This is a genomic window from Massilia timonae (genome assembly GCF_001866515.1).
Classification (GTDB): domain Bacteria; phylum Pseudomonadota; class Gammaproteobacteria; order Burkholderiales; family Burkholderiaceae_D; genus Telluria; species Telluria timonae.
This window is the reverse complement of sequence record NZ_JRYB01000001.1, coordinates 3,506,499-3,525,401: the sequence shown is the minus strand read 5'-3', so window position 1 is coordinate 3,525,401 and position 18,903 is coordinate 3,506,499. Positions and strand designations below refer to the sequence as shown.

14 protein-coding genes are annotated in these 18,903 nt (G+C 68.5%); 12 read left to right on the top strand and 2 right to left on the bottom strand.

Annotation, left to right across the window (positions count from 1 at the left end; translation table 11 throughout):
* Positions 1 to 17 precede the first annotated feature (17 nt).
* From LO55_RS15200 to LO55_RS25885, 5 genes are all read left to right on the top strand, one after another.
* Positions 18 to 1,058, top strand: coding sequence for an AraC family transcriptional regulator (locus LO55_RS15200; protein ID WP_071362100.1), 1,041 nt, complete (start codon positions 18 to 20; stop codon positions 1,056 to 1,058).
* Between the two features lie 253 nt (positions 1,059 to 1,311).
* Positions 1,312 to 3,474: a TonB-dependent siderophore receptor gene (locus LO55_RS15195; RefSeq protein WP_071362099.1), complete on the top strand. Its 2,163-nt coding sequence runs from the start codon at positions 1,312 to 1,314 to the stop codon at positions 3,472 to 3,474.
* Between the two features lie 10 nt (positions 3,475 to 3,484).
* On the top strand, positions 3,485 to 5,356 hold the full coding sequence (locus LO55_RS15190; RefSeq protein ID WP_071362098.1) for an arylsulfatase: 1,872 nt from the start codon (positions 3,485 to 3,487) through the stop codon (positions 5,354 to 5,356).
* Between the two features lie 15 nt (positions 5,357 to 5,371).
* Complete coding sequence (locus tag LO55_RS15185) at positions 5,372 to 6,358, top strand: SUMF1/EgtB/PvdO family nonheme iron enzyme (protein WP_071363801.1); 987 nt, start codon at positions 5,372 to 5,374, stop codon at positions 6,356 to 6,358.
* Between the two features lie 96 nt (positions 6,359 to 6,454).
* Positions 6,455 to 9,535 (top strand): sensor histidine kinase, encoded by a 3,081-nt coding sequence (locus LO55_RS25885; RefSeq protein ID WP_083415340.1) that lies wholly within the window; start codon positions 6,455 to 6,457, stop codon positions 9,533 to 9,535.
* On the opposite strand, the gene LO55_RS15180 is transcribed toward LO55_RS25885, so the two are convergent.
* Positions 9,421 to 10,194, bottom strand: a complete 774-nt coding sequence (locus LO55_RS15180; RefSeq protein ID WP_005666613.1) for a YoaK family protein — start codon at positions 10,192 to 10,194, stop codon at positions 9,421 to 9,423. The genes LO55_RS25885 and LO55_RS15180 overlap by 115 nt on opposite strands.
* Positions 10,195 to 10,341: 147 nt before the next feature.
* Here LO55_RS15180 and dapC point away from each other — a divergent pair, with 147 nt between their 5' ends.
* The 7 genes from dapC (at position 10,342) to LO55_RS15145 (ending at position 18,305) form a co-directional block, all read left to right on the top strand.
* Entirely contained in the window at positions 10,342 to 11,556 is a 1,215-nt protein-coding gene (gene dapC, locus LO55_RS15175) for a succinyldiaminopimelate transaminase (protein ID WP_071362097.1), read from the top strand.
* Between the two features lie 46 nt (positions 11,557 to 11,602).
* Positions 11,603 to 12,427 (top strand): 2,3,4,5-tetrahydropyridine-2,6-dicarboxylate N-succinyltransferase, encoded by an 825-nt coding sequence (gene dapD, locus LO55_RS15170; protein ID WP_071362096.1) that lies wholly within the window; start codon positions 11,603 to 11,605, stop codon positions 12,425 to 12,427.
* Positions 12,428 to 12,507: 80 nt separating this feature from the next.
* Entirely contained in the window at positions 12,508 to 13,659 is a 1,152-nt protein-coding gene (locus LO55_RS15165) for a PilT/PilU family type 4a pilus ATPase (RefSeq protein ID WP_071362095.1), read from the top strand.
* 142 nt (positions 13,660 to 13,801) lie between these two features.
* Complete coding sequence (locus LO55_RS15160) at positions 13,802 to 14,161, top strand: ArsC family reductase (RefSeq protein ID WP_071362094.1); 360 nt, start codon at positions 13,802 to 13,804, stop codon at positions 14,159 to 14,161.
* On the top strand, positions 14,158 to 15,294 hold the full coding sequence (dapE, locus tag LO55_RS15155; RefSeq protein ID WP_071362093.1) for a succinyl-diaminopimelate desuccinylase: 1,137 nt from the start codon (positions 14,158 to 14,160) through the stop codon (positions 15,292 to 15,294). Before LO55_RS15160 ends, dapE begins: the two co-directional genes overlap by 4 nt.
* 32 nt (positions 15,295 to 15,326) lie before the next feature.
* Entirely contained in the window at positions 15,327 to 16,220 is an 894-nt protein-coding gene (gene prmB, locus LO55_RS15150) for a 50S ribosomal protein L3 N(5)-glutamine methyltransferase (RefSeq protein WP_071362092.1), read from the top strand.
* 78 nt (positions 16,221 to 16,298) lie between these two features.
* Positions 16,299 to 18,305 (top strand): ATP-binding cassette domain-containing protein, encoded by a 2,007-nt coding sequence (locus LO55_RS15145; RefSeq protein WP_071362091.1) that lies wholly within the window; start codon positions 16,299 to 16,301, stop codon positions 18,303 to 18,305.
* Between the two features lie 2 nt (positions 18,306 to 18,307).
* Here LO55_RS15145 and LO55_RS15140 read toward each other — a convergent pair whose 3' ends face one another.
* On the bottom strand, positions 18,308 to 18,817 hold the full coding sequence (locus LO55_RS15140) for a chemotaxis protein CheW (protein ID WP_071363800.1): 510 nt from the start codon (positions 18,815 to 18,817) through the stop codon (positions 18,308 to 18,310).
* Between the last annotated feature and the right edge of the window lie 86 nt (positions 18,818 to 18,903).

Below are 18,903 nucleotides of genomic sequence, written 5' to 3'. Positions count from 1 at the left end.
AACCGTATTGCGCTTTCATGACACAGCCTTGCTCAATCACGCCACTGCCGCCCGATGACGCGCGCGTGACCGGTTCCTATCTGCAGCCCCTGCTGGAAACCGCCCTCGAGCGCGGCCTTGCCCTGCCCGTATTGGCCCAGGCTGCCGGCCTGGCCGCTGGCGCACTCGATCCGCTGCCCGAGAGCCTGCCCGCACGACGCTACATCGGCTTGCTCGAAGCCGGCGCGCGCCTGGCGAACGATCCGTTCTTCGGCCTGCACGTGGGCGAAAAAGCGCGTCCGGCCACCTACAGCGCCTACGGCATGCTGCTCCTGGCCTGCAACAGCTTCGGCCATGCGCTGGAGCTGACCCAGCGCTACGAATCGCTGGCCCACGACCTGGGCCGCAGCCGTCTGGCGCAGCATGGCGCCCAAGCGCATTACGAGTGGATCAGCCACTATCCCGACGCCACCCGGCACCTGGTGGAAAGCGTGTACGCGGGCATTCGCGTGTTCGGCAGCTGGCTGGCCGGGCGGCCGCTGATGCCGCTGGCGCTGCGCTTGCGGCATCCCGACCCGGGCCACGGCGACGCCGAATACCGGCGCGTGCTGGGCATCGCGCCGGAGTTCGGCGCACCGCTGAACTGCGCCGCCGTCGATGCCGCCCTGCTGGCGATGCCGGTGCCGAACGCCGACACCAGCGTGTACCCGCTCCTGCTGCACCACGCCGAACGGCTGCTGCAAGAACGCGCCGCGCGGCAAGAACCCATCGTGGCGCGCGTGCGGGCCGCGCTGCTGCCGCGCCTGGCCAGCGGCGAGGCGCGGCTGGCGCCGGTGGCGGCCGAGCTGGGGCTGTCGGCGCGCACCCTGCAGCGCAAGCTGGCCGATGCCGGCTCGAGCTTCCAGCAGGTGCTCGATGCGGTGCGCTACGGCCTGGCCCAGGACTACCTGCGCCGGCGCGAGCTGGGCCTGGTCGACGTCGCCTTCCTGCTCGGCTTCCGGGAACAGAGCGCGTTCACGCATGCGTTTCGCGAGTGGAGCGGCATGAATCCGGGCGCATGGCGCGAGCAGGCCGCGTGAACACGGCTCATGCCGCATCTTATTTCCGCATATCGATCATCGTAATCAATCGTTCTACACGCAGCGTGTAGAACTTACCATGCCAACTCATCAACGCGTCGCCGTTACCCACGGCGCGCTGCATCGGCTCGCATGCCCGCCCGGATTCGCTGCACGCAAGCGCCGGGCCCGCGGCCCGCCGGACCTTCGAACCTGCCACATCCGTATGGTGCGACGTCCTGCAACAAGCCCTCGATAACGACAGGAACTCATCATGCAAAATCTTACCCAGCCGCGCCGCAGGCGCCTCGGGCTGATCGTCGCCGGCGCATTGGCGGGCGCCGCGCAAGCGAATGCGCAAGGTCCGCTCGCCGCTCCCGACGCCGCCAGCCTCGAACCGCTGCAAGTGCAGACCGTGACCGTCAACGGCGAGCGCGCCCGCGACGAGCGCGGCGCCCTCGGGGCCCTCGGCAACCGCTCCGACCTCGATACGCCATTCGCCACCGCCAGCGTCTCCAGCCAGCAGATCGAGGATCGCCAGATCGCCACGCTGGGCCAGGTGTTCGCCGACGACGCCTCGGTCAGCGCGCAGGGCGGCACCTACACCCAGGCCGCCCACGCGGTGAACGTGCGCGGCCTGCGGCTCGACTTCACCAACGGCTTCAAGATCGACGGCCAGCCATTCCAGATGTTCGGCGTCGAGCTGCCCCTCGAAACCGTCGAGTCGGTGCAGCTGCTCAAGGGAGCCTCGGGCTTCCTGTACGGCTTCGCCGCGCCTGGCGGGATCATCAACTACATCACCAAGAAGCCGACCAGCGAGACGCTCCTGAGCGCCGACGTCGGCTGGTCGAGCGCGAGCCTGAAGCGCGCGCACGTGGATGCGGGCGGCCGCTTCGGCGCCCAGGGCCGCTTCGGCTACCGCGCCAACCTGGCGCGCGAGGAAGGCGGCACCTATAACGGCGCCGCACTGGAGCGCCAGGCCGCCTCGCTGGCCGTGGGCGCGCGCCTGACGAGCGACCTGACCTGGAGCGCGAACTTCCTCTACCAGGAGCGCGACATCGACGGCGCCGTGCCGACCGTCTCGCTGCAGAACTACCCGGCCCGGACCGGCCTGCCGGCGCCCGTGGACGGCGGCAAGGATTTCGGCGCCTATGACAGCTCCTACTACAACTCGACCCTGTGGATGGGCGCCACGGCGCTCGACTGGCGCATCGGCCGCGCCTGGCAAGCCAGCCTCAGCTATGGTCACACCGTCAAGCGCATCGACAGCGCCAACGAAACGCTTTATCTCAGCAACCAGCGCGGCGACTACAGCAACCGGCTGGCGCCGTTCTACCGCCCGAACCTGACCTATGACGCGCTGCAGGCCAGCGTGGAAGGCAAGTTCGATACCGGCCCGCTCCGCCACCGCGTGACCTTCGGCGCCGGCTACCAGACGCTCGAACGCACCCTGAATCCCGAATCGAACCTCAGCCTGTTCGGCCCCGCCACCGTCGGCAACCTGTACGCGACGCCACCGGTGCTGGTCGACACCTCCACCTTCGACCGCAGCATCTTCTACAAGATCTCGGAGTGGACCCACAAGTCGGTGTTCGCCAGCGACACCATCGAGTTCGGCGACCACTGGTCGGTGCTGCTCGGCGCGCGCCATGTCGACTACGAAAACCTGAACTGGAACGCGCGCGGCGCGTCCACCTCGCGCTACAACAAGAAACCGCTGTCGCCGAGCGCCGCCCTGCTCTACCAGCCGACGTCCTACGCGACCGTCTACGCCAGCTACGTCGAGGCGATGGAAGATGGCGGCACGGTCGGCGCCACCTATGCCAACGCCAACGAAGTGCTGGCGCCGCTGACCAGCCGCCAGGCCGAACTCGGCGTGAAGGTCGACCAGGCCGGCTGGGGCGCGAACGCGGCCCTGTTCCGGGTCAAGCGCGGCGCCGCCTATGCCGACTACGGCAGCGATCCGCGCGGCGTCTACACGCAGGGCGGTGAACTGAGCTACCGCGGCCTGGAAGTCAACGCGCGCGCCGACCTCGCGCGCTGGCTGAAGGCCAACGGCGGCGTCACCTGGCTCGACGCCGAGTACAAGGCCACCAGCCCCGCGTTGATCGGCAACCGGGTCGAAAGCACGCCGCGCCTGCAGGCGGTGCTGGGCCTCGAAGCGCGGCTGCCGCAGGTCGACGGCTTGTCGCTGCACGCCAACGCCAGCTACCTGGGCGAGCAGGAAGCCAACAGCGCCAACACGATCCAGGTGCCGTCGATCGCCCTGTTGCACGCGGGCGGCGCCTGGCGCACCCGCGTCCAGGGCCGCGACCTGACCTTGCGCCTGCAGGTCAACAACCTGGCCGGCAAGGATTACTGGTATTCGGCGGGCTCGAACTCGCTGCAGATCGGCGCGCCGCGCACGGTCTCGTTCAACGCCCGCATCGACCTGTAGGAGGAACACCATAAACACATCGACACCCGTGCTGGCCCTGGTCGCGGCGACCCTGCTCGCGGCCTGCCACTCCGCGCCCACGCCGACCCTGCACGCCAGCGCCCAGAATGCGCCGGCGGCGCCCGCGAAGCGCCCCAACATCCTGTTCATCATGGCGGACGACCTGGGCTACTCCGACATCGGCGCCTTCGGCGGCGAAATCGACACGCCGAACCTCGATGCGCTCGCGCGCGACGGCCGCGTGCTGTCGAACCACCACACCGGGCCGGTGTGCGCGATCACGCGCGCGATGCTGATCTCGGGCACCGACCACCACCTGGTCGGCATGGGCTCGCAAGGCGCGCCGCGCGACGAGCGCAAGGGCGCGCCCGGCTACGAGGGCTACCTGAACGACAACGCGCTGTCGTTCGCCGACCTGCTGCAGGACGCCGGCTACCATACCTATATGGCGGGCAAATGGCACCTCGGCTTCGGCGACGGCCGCGGCAAGACGCCGGACCGCTGGGGCTTCGAGCGCAGCTACGCGCTGCTGCCGGGCGCCGCGCGCAACCACTTCGGCAAGGAAGCGCCGGACGCGCGCAACTACGTCGAGGACGGCAAGCACGTGCAGCCGGGCGCCGGCTTCTACTCGACCGACTTCTACACCGACCGCCTGATCTCCTACATCGACGCCAACCGCGCCGACGGCAAGCCGTTCTTCGCCTACGCCGCCTACACCTCGCCGCACTGGCCGCTGCAGGTGCCGGAGCCATACCTGAGCAAGTACAAGGGTCGCTACGACGCCGGCTACGACGCCATCCGCCTGGCGCGCATCGAACGCATGAAAAAGCTGGGCATCATCCCGGCCGACTTCACGCCGTGGGCCGGCGCACCCGACAGCCCGGTGCGGGCGCCCGCGTCGCGCAACAACGACACGCCGGAAGCGCGCTATGTCAACGCGCTCAAGGGCGCGGCCGACGGCCACGCCGACCACGGCCAGGGCCGGGTCGACAAGAAATGGGACAGCCTGAGCCCGCTGGAAAAGAAGGCGCAGATCCGCTACATGGAGATCTACGCCGGCATGGTCGACAACCTCGACCACAATATCGGACGCCTGGTCCGGCACCTGAAGGACATCGGCGAATACGACAACACCTTCATCCTGTTCCAATCCGATAACGGCGCCGAGGGCTGGCCGATCGATTCGGGCGCCGACCCGAAAGCCACCGACGAGGCCAATGCCGCGCCCGAGGTCTATGCCAGGCTGGGCACCGACCAGGTCAAGCGCATCCAGTACGGCCTGCGCTGGGCCGAAGTGAGCGCAGCGCCGCTGCGCAACGTGAAGAGCATGCCGCACGAAGGCGGCGTCTCGACGCCCCTGATCGCCAAGCTGCCCGGCCAGCGCGGCCCCGCCACGCCGGCGCCGGTGCTGCACGGTTTCACCCACGTCACCGACAACGCCGCCACCTTCCTGGCGCTGGCCGGCGTCACGCCGCCGCACGAGCCCGCGCCGGCGGACATCGACCCGGCGTCGGGGCGCGACCGCAACGCAGGCAAGGTGGTCTACAAGGGCCGCAACGTGTATCCGGTCACCGGCACGTCGCTGCTGCCGCTGCTGCAAGGGTCAAACATCGGCCAGCGCGGCCTGCCGGCGGCCGGCGAAGCCTATGGCCGCGGCTATGTGTTCAGCGCCGACGGCCGCTGGAAGGCGGTCTGGATCGAGCCGCCCCACGGTCCGCGGGATGGACACTGGCAGCTGTTCGATATCCAGGCCGATCGCGCCGAGAACAATGACCTTTCGGCGCGCCACCCGGACATCGTGGCCCGGCTGGTGCAGCGCTGGAAAGACTATATGGCGCAGGTCGGCGGCGTGAATCCGGTGCGTCCGGCCAGCTTTTACTAGGACGGCGACATGCGCATGACCGAATGCCTGCTGGCGCTGGCCGGCGCCGGCGCCCTTGCCAGTGCCGCGCTGGCGGTGACCGATGCCCGCCAGGCGCCGCCCCTGGCGAAGCTCGGCACCGAGACCCTGTGCGCGGCCGGGACCGGCCTGCCGCCGGGCTGGGGCCGGGATGCGCGCGCCGGCATGGTGCGCCTGGCCGACGGGGAATTCGTGTTCGGCAGCCTCGCGGGCTATCCGGACGAACGCCCGGCCAGCACCGCACGCCACAAGGTGGATGGCTTCTGGATCGACCAGACCGAGGTCACCAACGCCCAGTTCGAACGCTTCGTGCAGGCCACCGGCTATGTCACCGAGGCCGAGCGTGAAGGCGCCGCCGTCGTGTTCGACACGCCCGATGCGGCCGAGCTGCAGCGCCGTCCCTACGCCTGGTGGCGCTATGCACGCGGCGCCAGCTGGAAGGAGCCGCACGGCGCGCGGGCGCCGGCCCCGAATGCGCCGGTGACGCTGGTCACCCAGGCCGACGCCCTCGCCTATGCACGCTGGCTGGGCCGCGACCTGCCGACCGAGGCGGAGTGGGAATACGCGGCCAAGGCCGGCCGCGACGACGCCGGGCTCGATGGCGCGCCGGTCGATGCCCACGGCCGTCCGACCGCCAACTACTGGCAGGGGCCCTTCCCGCTGGCCGACAGCGCCCAGGACGGCCATGCGGGCCTGGCGCCGGTCGGCTGCTACGCCGCCAACGCCTTCGGACTGCACGACATGATCGGCAACGCCTGGGAATGGACCAAGGATGGCTACAGCGGCGCGCGCCAGCCGCACGCGAACGGCGACACCGCCGTGGCGGCGGCGCGCCGGCCGGCCGCGCCGGTCGTGATCAAGGGCGGCTCGTTCCTGTGCGCCCCGACCTACTGCCTGCGCTACCGGGCCTCGGCGCGCGAATCGCAGGAAGCCGACCTGGGCGCCAGCCATATCGGCTTTCGCACCGTGCTGCGCGATGCCTGAGAATGGCGCGGGATGAATCGGAGGACATGATGTCGCCAGGCGCCTGAACGGCCGCGACGACTGGACCGGCAAGGATTTAGCTGCAACAATTCGGGAATGAGTATCATTTACCGATTCCACCTGTGGCTGTGCACGACGCTGGTCGTACTGACCTGCGCTTTCGCGCCGGCCGCCCTCGCCCTCGACCCGGCCATCGCGCTGGACGGCTATCGCCATGAACGGTGGGGCGAGCTGGAAGGCGCGCCACGCTACGTCGATGCGCTGGCGCGCAGCCAGGATGGCTGGCTGTGGGTCGGCAGCCGTTACGCCGGCCTGCTGCGCTTCGACGGCCTGCGCTTCCTGCCGTTCGAGACGGCCGACGGCAGCCGCCTGCAGAACAACAATATCAGCGCGCTGCGGCCCGGCCCCGGCGGCGAACTGTGGATCGGGCACGGCAGCGGCGGCCTGAGTGTGCTGCGCCAGGGACGTTACCGGCACCTGCTCACGCCCGAACAGAGCGGCAGCGTCTTCGCCATCTCCCTCGGCGCCGATGGCGCCCCCTGGATCGCCGGCTGGCGCGGCCTGTTCCGGGTCGAGGGCGATCGCGTCGTGCGCATCGGCCCGGAACTGGGCTACGACGCCGCCCGCGCCGAATACGTGCTGGCCGACGGCGCCGGCCGGGTCTGGGCCACCGACGGCGCGGCGCTCTACCTGCGCGAGGCCGGCGCGCAGCGGTTTCACAGGCTGCGCGCGGTGCGCGGCGATGCGATGCTGCTCGAGGCGCGGGACGGCAGCGTATGGCTGGTGCTCGGCAAAGCGTTCGAGCGGGTGGCGCCGCCCTCGCCGCGCCGCGTGGCCTTTCAACCCGGCAGCGCCAACACCTACCAGTCGCTGTTCGACCGCGACGGCAACGTCTGGTCCGGCAACTGCCCGGTCGGCATTTGCGTGCTGCGCCCGGCCGACTGGCAGCGCGGCGAGCGTTTCACGCCGGTCGGCGCCGCCGAGCGGCTCGACCAGCCGTGGCAGATGACCAGCCTGTCGGTGCTGGCGCTGATGGAAGACGGCGACGGCAGCGTCTGGGTCGGCACGCCCTCGGGCCTGGAGCGGCTGCGCGACCACGTCGTGCACATGGTGCCGGAACTGCTCGACCGCGGCGTGTCCCATCCCGCGCGGCATCCGGACGGCGGGATCGTCGCGGCGCGGGTCCAGCGGCTGGACGATACCGCCGGCCTGGTGCGCATCGAGCACGGCAAGGCGCGCGACCTGCCGGACCCCATCGCCACCCATGTGCTCGATCGCGCGCCGGACGGCACGCTGGTGCTGGGCGGCCAGCACGGCATCGAGCGGCATGGCCGCACGGGCGTCGAGCGCATCGCACTGCCGCCCGCGGTCAGCGCGGCCGCCGACAGCATCCGGCCCCGGCGCCTCACCGCCGGCAACGACGAGATCTGGCTCTGGACCGGTCGCATGGGCGCCTGGCATTACCGCGACGGCGCCTGGACCAGGCCGCCGGTCAAGGAAGACCAGCCGCAGGAAGTGGCGTTCGACGCCGCCGGCCGCAGCTACCTGGGGCTGCGCGGCAATCGCCTGCGCATCGTCGACGGCGAGACGGTGCGCGAGTACGGCGCCCGGGATGGACTGGACGTCGGCAAGTTCAGCCTCATCGTGCCGGGCACGCCCTTGGTGGTCTCGGGCGAGGATGGCATGCAGGTCCTGGAAGGCAACCGCTTCCGCCGTCTCGCGGTCAGCGTGCCGGACGGGATCGGCGCGGCCAGCGGCATCGTCACCGACGCCGCCGGCGTGCGCTGGATCAATGCCGAGCGCGGCATCTACCGCGTCACGCCTGAAGACTGGACGCGTTCGATGAACGACCCCGACGCCCCGCTGCGCGGCCGCCTGTTCGATGCCGCCGACGGCTACCTGGGCGGCGGCGTGTCGCGCCTGCTGTCGCGCACGGCGGCGATGGCCAGCGACGGCACGCTCTGGTTCGCCGGCGAGCGCGGCCTGGCCTGGATCGATCCGCGCAAGACCGCTCCCAATCCGGCGACGCCCGCGGTGGAGGTGCTGGCCGTCTCGAGCGGGGCGCGCCACTACGGCGCCGGCACGGGATTGACACTCGAGCAGGGCACCGAGAACGTACAGATCGACTACACGGCGCCCAGCCTGCGCATGCCGCAAAAGGTGAGCTTCCGCTATCGCCTGGCCGGCAGCCGGGACTGGGAGGAAGCCGGCACGCGGCGCAGCGCCTTCTTCCAGCGGCTGCGCCCTGGGACGCACAGCTTCGAGGTGATGGCCATCAACGAGAGCGGCGTGGCGGGCCCGGTCACGACCCTGGCCTTTTACATCCCGCCGCGCTGGTTCCAGACCTGGTGGTTCATGGCCGCCTGCCTGCTGGCCTTCGTGCTCATGGCCGCGTGGGCCTACCGGCTGCGCACCCGGCGGCTGGCCGAGCGCATCGAAGGCGAGCTGATGGCGCGCATGCGCGAGCGCGAATCGATCGCCCGCTCCCTGCACGACACCTTCCTGCAGGGCGTGCAAGGGATGCTGCTGCGGATGCACTCGGTGCTGACCGGACTGCCGGCCGACAGCCCGGTGCGCACCGAGCTCGAGCGCGTGCTGGAGAACGCCGAACAGGTGCTGGAAGAAGGCCGCGACGAAGTCCAGGGCCTGCGCCAGGGCTTCGCCAACGTCGACGCGTTCTGGCAGGGGCTGCTGCGCGACGTGGAACTGATCCTTCCTGGAGGAAGCCAGCGCCTGGCGCTGGCGGCGGCGCCGGGATCGGTCGACCGGTTGCCGGTGCGCCTGCGCCGCGACGTGCATGCGATCGTGCGCGAAGCCCTGGTCAACGCCCTGCGGCATACGCCCGGGCCGGTCCGGCTCAGCGCCGACGCCGACCAGCGCGACGTGACGCTGACCGTCGGCGACGAAGGAAGCGGCGGCTGCGCCATGGACAAGCCCGGCCACTTCGGCCTGCAAGGCATGCGCGAGCGCGCGCTCCAGATCGGGGCCAGGCTGCGCATCGACAGCGGCCCCGCGGGCACCCGGATCACGCTGGCGATTCCGGTCGGGCCGGGCCAGGCGGATCAGGCGTCGCGCCCCGTCCCGCCCTGCCCGCCGAGCACGCGCACGGCATCGTCGACCACCGGCACGATCGCCAGCACGCACAGGAAGGCCGCCAGCGGCACGGTCGACAGATAGCCCAGGTGCTTGAAGCCCAGCGCTCCCACCACGCCGCCCAGGCAGAACGCGCCCAGCAGCGACAGCATCAGCAGCAGGCGCCCGAGGTTGGCCGTGACTTTCGGCTGGCGCAGCGGGCCGTCGGCGTTCCAGTAGGCCATCTTGCCCAGCTCGATGCCGATGTCGGTCACGATGCCGGTCATGTGGGTGGTGCGGATCTCGGCACGCGAGACCTTGGTGATGACCGCGTTCTGCAGCCCCATCATGAAGCACAGCAGCATCACGGTCAGCGGAATGAAGAAGGCATCGATCCGGGCCAGGCGCGCGCCGAGGATGCCAAACACCAGCAGAAGCACAGCCTCGAGCAACAGGGGCAGCGCGAAGCCGCTGTGCAGGCCGCGGCGCCGGATGTAGTTGACCAGGATCGCGGTGCAGGCCGCGCCGAGCAGGAAGCTGAGCAGCGCGCCGAGCGCGGCCAGCACCAGGTCGGTCTCGCCCAGCACCAGGTGGTCGGCCGCGCTGGAGACGATGCCGGTCATGTGCGAGGTGTATTCGCGCACCGCCAGGAAGCCCCCGGCATTGATGGCGCCGGCAACGAAAGCCAGCGCCACGCCCAGGTGCCGATTGGCGCCGGGCGTGCGTTCATGTCCTGTCAGGCTGCGCGCGTAACTGATCGGCACGGCGGATGGCTCTCCAGAAAAATCGCTGGTCGGTAGACGATTAATGTTACCGCAAATCACTTGCCGCACGCTCGAACGTTCTTCCATTCATGGAGCTATAATAAAAAATTATCGAAAAGCGCACACCGTTGTGCGCCCAAGACTGCCGTGAATCCCCATCTCGACAAGCTCCATCCCTACCCGTTCGAAAAGCTGCGCCAGCTGTTTGCCGGCGTCGCCCCGAACCCGGCCTATTCCGCGATCAGCCTGGGCATCGGCGAACCGAAGCATCCGACGCCGGCCTTCATCGAAAAAGCGCTGACGCATTCGGTGGCCGGCCTGGCCAACTATCCGAGCACGGTCGGCGGCGAGCCCCTGCGCGCGGCGATCGCCGGCTGGCTGGAACGCCGTTACGGCATCCCGGCGCTGGACCCGGCCACCATGGTGCTGCCGGTGAACGGCTCGCGCGAAGCGCTGTTCGCGATCGCCCAGTGCATGATCGACGCCTCCCGGCCGGATGCGCTGGCGATGTGCCCGAACCCGTTCTACCAGATCTACGAAGGCGCGGCCTACCTGGCCGGCGCGGCGCCGTACTTCGTCAACTCCGAACCCGCGCGCAACTTCGCGCCGGATTACGGCAGCGTGCCGGAAGACGTGTGGCCGCGCGTGCAGCTGCTGTATGTGTGCTCGCCCGGCAATCCGACCGGCGCCACCCTGTCGCTGGACGACTGGCGCCAGCTGTTCGAATTGTCCGACCGCTGGGGCTTCCTGATCGCGGCCGACGAGTGCTATTCCGAGATCTATACCGGCTCGGCGCCGCCGCTGGGCGCGCTGGAAGCGGCGCACCAGCTCGGAAGGAGCGGTGGCGAACAGCCGTACCGCAACCTGATCGTGTTCTCGAGCCTGTCGAAGCGCTCGAACGTGCCGGGCATGCGCTCCGGCTTCGTGGCCGGCGATCCGGTGGCGATGAAGAAATTCCTGCTGTACCGCACCTATTGCGGCGGCGCGATGTCGCCGCCGGTGCAGGCGGCCTCGATCGCGGCCTGGAACGACGAGCAGCACGTGCAGGACAACCGCGCGCTGTACAAGGAGAAGTTCGCCCTCATCACCCCGCTGCTCAAGGGCGTGATGGACGTCGAGCTGCCCGACGCCGGCTTCTACCTGTGGGCCGACGTGCGCCGCACCGGCCTGTCGGACACCGACTTCGCACGCCGCCTGTACGCCGACTATAATGTGACGGTCCTCCCGGGCAGCTACCTGGCGCGCGAAGCGCACGGCCAGAATCCGGGGCGCGATCGTATCCGCATGGCCCTGGTGGCCGGCGTCGACGAAGGACTGGAAGCGGCGAACCGCATCGTCCAGTTCTGCCAGGGCCTGAAATAACGGCCCCCACGAATACCTGTTTTTCATTTCAACCAAGACCAGCATCATGACCCAACAACTGCAAACCATCATCGACACCGCCTGGGAACAGCGCGCCGACATCAGCCCGAACAACGCCAGCGCCGAAGTGCGCGACGCCGTCGCCCACGTCCTTGCCGGCCTCGATGACGGCAGCCTGCGCGTGGCGCAGAAGGACACCGGCGCCTGGGTCGTGAACCAGTGGATCAAGAAGGCCGTGCTGCTGTCGTTCCGCCTGGAGAACAACGTGCCGGTCGCCTCGGGCGACATCCAGTTCTACGACAAGGTGCCGACCAAGTTCGCCGACTACACCCCGGAAGATTTCGCGCGCGGCGGTTTCCGCGTGGTGCCGCCGGCCGTCGCCCGCCGCGGCAGCTTCATCGGCAAGAACGTCGTCCTGATGCCGTCCTACGTCAACATCGGCGCCTATGTCGATGAAGGCACGATGGTCGACACCTGGGCCACCGTCGGCTCCTGCGCCCAGATCGGCAAGAACGTCCACCTGTCGGGCGGCGTCGGCATCGGCGGCGTGCTGGAACCGATGCAGGCCAACCCGACCATCATCGAAGACAACTGCTTCATCGGCGCCCGTTCGGAAATCGTCGAAGGCGTGATCGTCGAAGAGAACTCGGTGATCTCGATGGGCGTGTACATCGGCCAGTCGACCAAGATCTACAACCGCGAAACCGGCGAAGTGACCTATGGCCGCGTGCCGTCGGGTTCGGTCGTGGTGTCGGGCAGCCTGCCGTCCGCCGACGGCAAGTACAGCCTGTACTGCGCGGTGATCGTCAAGCGCGTGGATGCGCAGACGCGCTCGAAGACCGGCATCAACGAGCTGCTGCGCGGCGTTTAAGCTGGCTGGATGCGTCGGCGGCTTCGCCGCCGACGCATCCAACCGGCCCCGGAATACCCGAAACAAACGGAGACGATGCGATGGCCATGGACCGCCTGTTCCAGCTGATGAAAGAGAAGAACGCTTCCGACATGTTCTTCGCCGTGAACTCCCCGGTGCACATCAAGATCAACGGCGCCCTCATCCCCATCAACCAGCATCGTCTCGAACCCGAGAACATCCTGTCGCTGCTGTCCGAGGTCGCCACGCCCGAACAGCTGGCCGAACTCGACCGCGACAACGAATTGAACATGGGCGTGTCGGTCCCGAACCTCGGGCGCTTTCGCCTGTCGGCCTTCCGCCAGCGCGGCTCGGTCTCGGCCGTGTTCCGCTTCGTGCCGGCCGACATCCCGCCGTTGGGCGGGCTCGGCCTGCCGCCGGTGCTGTCCGAACTGATCATGGAAAAGCGCGGCCTGCTGCTGGTGGTCGGCGCCACCGGCTCCGGCAAGTCGACCACCATCGCCGCCATGCTCGACCACCGCAACGAACAACGCACCGGCCACATCCTGACGCTCGAAGACCCGATCGAATACCTGTTCAAGAACAAGAAATCGATCGTCAACCAGCGCGAGATCGGCAGCGACGCCAGCAGCTTCGGCATCGCCCTGAAGAACTCGATGCGCCAGGCGCCCGACTGCATCCTGATCGGCGAGATCCGCGACCGCGAAACGATGGCCGCGGCCCTGGCCTATGCCCAATCGGGCCACCTGGTGCTGGCCACCCTGCACGCCAACAACAGCTACAACGCGCTGAACCGCATCATCAGCTTCTACCCGATGGAAAACCGCGCCGCCCTGCTGCAAGACCTGGCCTCGAGCGTCAAGGCCATCGTCTCGCAGCGGCTGGTGAAATCGGCGGCCGGCGGCGCGCGCCAGGCGGCGGTCGAAGTGATGCTGAACACCCGCTACATCGCCGACCTGATCGAGAAAGGCGAGATCGGCCAGATCAAGGAAGCGATGGACAAGAGCCTGTCGCCCGGTTCGCAATCGTTCGAGGGCGCGCTGTTCAAGCTGGTCAAGGAGGGCCTGGTGACCCAGGACGAGGCCCTGGCCAATGCCGACTCGGCCACCAACCTGCTCTGGCTGCTCAACAATGGGCCGGAGAGCCAGGTCCAGCAGACGCAAGAGCAGGAGCGGGAGAAACCGGCGGCGCCCCAGGGCGCCTCGTTCACCGAGTTCACGCTCAACTCCTGATCCGGCGCCCGATGCAGCAGGCGGCGCGCCCGTCCGCCTCATCTGTGTACAATCGACCGAAGCACCTTGTGCGCCGCCGCGCGCATACACTATCCTCACGCCTTTTCGAACGACCACGCCGCCCCGGCGGCCAAGATTACCCATGACTACGACTCTCTACGGCATCCCCAACTGCGACACCGTCAAGAAGGCCCGCACCTGGCTGGCCGACAATGGCCACGACTTCACCTTCCATGACTTCAAGAAACAAGGCCTGAGCCGCGAACTGGTGCAGGGTTGGCTGAAGGACGTCGACTGGGAAACCCTGGTCAACCGCAAGGGGATGACCTGGCGCAACCTGTCCGACGAACGCAAGGCGCAAGTCAACGATGCCGACAGCGCGACCGATCTGATGCTGGAAAACCCGTCCGTCATCAAGCGCCCGGTCCTTGCCGGCGTCGGCCCGGTCTCGGTCGGCTTCTCCGCCGACCAGTACGCCAGCAAGTTCGAGGGCGCCAAGTGAAGCCTTCCCGCACCCTGCTGCTGACCGAAGAGCTGATCGCGCTCGATTCGATCACGCCGCACGACAAGGGCTGCCAGCAGCGCCTGATCGAGCTACTGGCGCCGCTGGGCTTTCGCTGCGAGACCATCGAGTCGAACGGCGTGACCAATCTGTGGGCGCGCAAGGGCAGCGAAGCGCCGCTGTTCGTGTTCGCCGGCCATACCGACGTGGTCCCGGCCGGCCCGCTGCACCAGTGGGAATCGGAACCCTTCGTGCCGACCCAGCGCGACGGCAAGCTGTATGGACGCGGCGCCTCGGACATGAAGACCTCGATCGCGGCCATGGTGATCGCCTGCGAGGAATTCATCGCGCACCACCCCGACCACAAGGGCTCGATCGCCTTCCTGGTCACCAGCGACGAGGAAGGCCCGGCCGTCGACGGCACCGCGGTCGTGGTCGACCTGCTGGAAGAACGCGGCGAGACGCTCGACTACTGCCTGGTCGGCGAGCCGACGTCAAACCACGTGCTGGGCGACACGATCAAGAACGGCCGCCGCGGTTCGCTGTCGGGCCACCTGGTCATCAAGGGCATCCAGGGACACATCGCCTATCCGCACCTGGCGCGCAACCCGATCCACCAGGCCGCGCCGGCGCTGGCCGAGCTGACCGCCGAGGTCTGGGACGAAGGCAACGAGTACTACGCGCCGACCAGCTGGCAGATCTCGAACATGGCGGCCGGCACCGGCGCCACCAACGTGATCCCGGGCCAGTTGACGATCGACTTCAACTTCCGCTTCTCGACCGCCAGCACCGCCGAGGGCCTGGAAGCGCGCGTGCACGCCATCCTCGACCGCCATGGCCTGGATTACGACCTGGAGTGGACGCTGTCGGGCCAGCCCTTCCTGACCGAAAAGGGCACGCTGTCGGACACGATCTGCGGCGCCATCAAGGAAGAGCTGGGCGTGCAGGCCGAACTGTCGACCACCGGCGGGACCTCGGACGGCCGCTTCATCGCCCGCATCTGCCCCCAGGTGATAGAATTCGGCCCACCGAACGCCAGCATCCACAAGATCGATGAACATATCGAGCTGCGCTACATCGATCCCCTGAAGAACATCTACCGCCGCACGCTCGAACGCCTGCTGGCTGCCTGATCGGGGCGCTGAACCAACACGAGAACAAGACCATGACCAACACCACCTTCAGTACGCCGCGCGACCTGCTGCGCTATGCCGTCACCCGCTTCAACGGCGCCAAGCTGTTCTTCGGCCACGGCAGCGCCGAGGCCTTCGACGAAGCCGCCTACCTGATCCTGCACACCCTGAAACTGCCGCTGGACCGCCTCGAGCCCTTCCTCGACGCCAGGCTGCTGCCCGACGAAGTGCTGCAGGTGCTGGCCGTGATCGAGCGCCGCGTCACCGAGCGCGTGCCGGCCGCCTACATCACCAAGGAAGCGTGGCTGGGCGAATACCGCTTCTACGTCGACGAACGCGTGCTGGTGCCGCGCTCCTTCATCGCCGAGCTGATCCCGCAGCAGTTCAGCCCATGGCTGACCGACCCGGACGGCGTCGAGAACGTGCTCGAACTGTGCACCGGCAGCGGTTGCCTGGCGATCATGGCGGCCGACATCTTCGAGAACGCGGTGGTCGACGCGGTCGACATCTCGAAGGATGCGCTGGCCGTGGCCGAGCACAACATCCGCGAATACAAGCTGGAAGGCCGCGTCAACCCGATCGAGTCCGACCTGTACGAGAACGTGCCGTTCAAGAAGTACGACCTGATCATCAGCAATCCGCCGTACGTGAACTCGGAATCGATGCGCACCCTGCCGCCGGAATACCTGAACGAGCCGCAGATCGCGCTGGCCGGCGGCGAAGACGGCATGGACCTGGTGCGCAAGATCATCGCCGGCGCCGCCGAGCGCCTGACCCCGGACGGCATCCTGGTGGTCGAGATCGGCAACGAGCGCGAGTTCGCCGAAGCCGCCTTCGGCCACCTGGGCCTGACCTGGCTGACCACCAGCATCGGCGACGATGCGGTGTTCCTGCTGACGGCCGAGCAGCTGCAGACCGCGCAGTAAGCGATCCGGTCATCTATCCGTGGGGTGGACGGCTTGTCGTCCACCCCACTTTGTCATCCAATCATTCAGCGCCCCACCATGATCCGTATCCAGAACGTCAGCCTGATGCGCGGCACCAAGCCGCTGCTCGTCGACGCCGACCTGACCCTCAACCCGGGCGACAAGATCGGCCTGATCGGCGCCAACGGCGCCGGCAAATCGAGCCTGTTCGGCCTGCTGCGCAACGAACTGCATCCGGACCAGGGGCAGATCGACTTCCCCGCCAAGTGGCGCATGGCCTATGTGGCGCAAGAGACCCCGCCGCTCGAGCGCGCCGCGCTCGACTACGCGATCGACGGCGACGTCGGGTTGCGCCGCCTCCAGGCCGAGCTGGAAGAACTGGAGTCGCACCCCGATGCCGACGCCCACGGCATGCGCCTGGGCGAGCTGCATGCCGCCCTGGCCGACGCCGACGCCTACACCGTGCAGTCGCGCGGCGAGCAGCTGCTGCTGGGCCTGGGCTTTTCGCTGGCGCAGATGAACCAGCCGGTGGCCAGCTTCTCGGGCGGCTGGCGCATGCGCCTGAACCTGGCGCAGGCGCTGATGTGCCCTTCCGACCTGCTGCTGCTCGACGAACCGACCAACCACCTGGACCTGGACGCCATCATCTGGCTCGAGGACTGGCTCAAGCGCTATCCCGGCACCCTGATCATCATCTCGCACGACCGCGACTTCCTGGACGAGATCGTGAACGTGGTGGTGCACATCGACGACCGCAAGCTGAAGCGCTACAGCGGCAACTACTCGGCCTTCGAGCGCCAGCGCGCCGCCCAGATGGTGCTGCAGGCCTCGGCCATCGAGAAGCAGCAGCGCCAGCGCGCCCACCTCGAATCCTTCATCAACCGCTTCAAGGCGCAGGCGACCAAGGCGCGCCAGGCGCAGAGCCGGATCAAGGCGCTCTCGAAGATGGAAGAACTGGCGCCGCTGCGCGCCGCCGCCGAATTCTCGTTCGAGTTCCGCGAGCCGCTGGCGGCCCCGAATCCGCTGCTGGTGCTGGAGGGCGTCGACGCCGGCTACCCGCTGCTCGACGCGCACGGCGACAAGGTCGGGGCCAAGACCATCGTCAACCACATCGACTTTTCGCTGCAGATCGGCCAGCGCATCGGCCTGCTGGGCGTGAACGGCGCCGGCAAGTCGACCCTGATCAAGACCGTCGCCGGCGAACTGGCGCCGCTCACCGGCCACGCCACGCTCGGCAAGGGCCTGTCGATCGGCTACTTCGCCCAGCACCAGGTCGAGATGCTGCGCCACGACGAGTCGCCGCTGTGGCACCTGGCGAAGATCGCGCCGACGGTGCGCGAACAGGAGCTGCGCAACTTCCTCGGCAGCTTCAACTTCCCGGGCGATATGGTGACCAGCCCGATCAAGCCGTTCTCGGGCGGCGAGAAGGCGCGCCTGGCGCTGGCGCTGATCGTGTGGCAGCGCCCGAACCTGCTGCTGCTGGACGAACCGACCAACCACCTGGACCTGGAAACGCGCGAGGCGCTGACGATGGCCCTGGCCCAGTTCGAGGGCACGCTGGTGGTGGTGTCGCACGACCGCCACCTGCTGCGCGCCACCACCGACCAGTTCATCATCGTGGCCGACGGCCGCCTGCAGCCCTTCGACGGCGACCTGGACGACTACAAGGACTGGCTGTTCAAGACCAAGCTGGGCAAGGGAGACGACGCCCTGCCCGGCCAGGCGGCGCCGGCGAAGGCGGCCCAGCCATCCGCCAGGGCCAGCGCGCCCGCGCCGAGCCCGGCGGCGTCGCCGGCCGAGCGCAAGGAACAGAAACGCCTCGAAGCCGAAGAGCGCCAGCGCCTGGCGGCCCAGCGCAAGCCCCTGGAAAACCGGGTCAAGCGCCTGGACGAGCAGATGGCCAAGCTGAGCGCGAAGAAAGCGGCGATCGACGCCGAGCTGCTCGATCCGGCGATCTACGAAGCGGCGAACAAGGACCGCCTCAAGACGCTGGTGGCCGACCAGGCCTTCGCGGCGCGCGACCTGGAAGCGCTCGAGATGGAGTGGCTGGAAATCCAGGAGCAGCTGGAAGCGTTGACGGCGTAAGGTCAGGCGGCCCTCAGCGGCCGCCGCGGCGACAGCGACATCAAGCGATCGATGTCGATCAGCACCACGCGCCGCCCATCGATGCGGGCCATGCCGATCAGGTAGCCCGCGCTCGGCGCGCCCGGCAGGGGTTGCACCGCCTCCGGGCGCACATGCACGATGCCGGTCACGCTCTCGACCACCATGCCGACGATCCCGCTCGACAGGCGCAGGATGATCACGTCGGTATCCGGCGCCGACCGGTCCGACCCCGTGCCCGCGGCCTGGGCGCCGCCCGCGCGCATGTCGACCACCGGCATGATCACGCCATGCGACAGCGCCACGCCGCCGATGATTTCGCCGTCGGCGGCGAAACGTTCGAGGGATCCCAGCAGCTTGAGCTCCTGCACGCGCGCGCAATCGAGCCCGTATTCCTGCCCGTCGAGCATGAAGCTGAGGAATTCCCGTGAGGCGCCGCTGCGCGGCGCCGGGTAACGGGGGACAGAAGCGCAAGGGGCTGAAGCGTGAAGCATGCTGGACGAGGTGACCATGGCGGATCCTTTATGGGTGCGATCACCATCGTATGCCTCGTCCCCGGTGCTGATGTTGACTGTAGTCA